The organism is Onishia taeanensis (assembly GCF_013349955.1).
Taxonomy (GTDB): Bacteria; Pseudomonadota; Gammaproteobacteria; order Pseudomonadales; family Halomonadaceae; genus Onishia; species Onishia taeanensis_B.
On sequence record NZ_JABVXC010000040.1, the window covers coordinates 1 to 998 of the forward strand.

Consider the following 998-nt stretch of genomic DNA (forward strand, 5'->3'; position numbering starts at 1 on the left):
CAACTCGAAGCCGAGTCGATTCATATCATCCGTGAGGTGGCCGCCGAGTTCGCCAACCCGGTCATGCTCTATTCGATCGGCAAGGACTCTTCGGTGATGCTGCACCTGGCGCGCAAGGCCTTCTATCCGGGCACGCCGCCGTTTCCGCTGATGCACGTCAATACCACCTGGAAGTTCCGCGAGATGATCAAGTTCCGCGACCGCATGGCGGAAGAGGCGGGCATGGAGCTGATCGAGCACATCAACCAGGAAGGCGTCGCCGCGAACATCAACCCGTTCGACCACGGCAGCTCCAAGTACACCGACATCATGAAGACCGCCTCGCTCAAGCAGGCGCTCGACAAGTACGGCTTCGATGCCGCCTTTGGCGGCGCGCGTCGCGACGAGGAAGCCAGTCGCGCCAAGGAGCGTGTCTACTCCTTCCGCGACAAGTTCCACCGCTGGGACCCCAAGAAACAGCGCCCGGAGCTGTGGAACATCTACAACGCCAAGGTCAACAAGGGCGAGTCGATCCGCGTCTTCCCGCTCTCCAACTGGACCGAGCTCGACATCTGGCAGTACATCTACCTGGAGTCGATCCCCATCGTGCCGCTGTACTTCTCCGCGCCGCGCCCGGTAGTGCATCGCGACGGCATGGATATCATGGTCGACGATGACCGCCTGCCGCTTGAAGAAGGCGAAGTGCCGGAAGAGAAGTGGGTGCGCTTCCGGACCCTGGGCTGCTACCCGCTGACCGGCGCCGTGGAATCCAAGGCCACCACGCTACCCGAGATCATTCAGGAGATGCTGCTCACCCGCACCTCCGAGCGCTCGGGGCGTGCCATCGACCACGACCAGGCCGGCTCGATGGAACGCAAGAAGAGGGAGGGGTACTTCTAATTCGCCTCAGGCGAATTAGAAAGCTGGAAGCCGGAAGCTAGAAGCTGGAAGAGAAACCAGCTGTAAGCCATAAGCTTGAAGCTGGAAGAAACCCCAGGGAGGCGTTGGCATGGACTTCG

The 998-nt window shown here is 61.1% G+C and carries 1 protein-coding gene; it reads left to right on the forward strand.

Going from position 1 to position 998, the window contains the following annotated elements:
* Positions 1–879: sulfate adenylyltransferase subunit CysD (gene cysD, locus HUS66_RS17360; protein WP_175072445.1), on the forward strand; the 879-nt coding region annotated here is incomplete at its 5' end.
* Between the last annotated feature and the right edge of the window lie 119 nt (positions 880–998).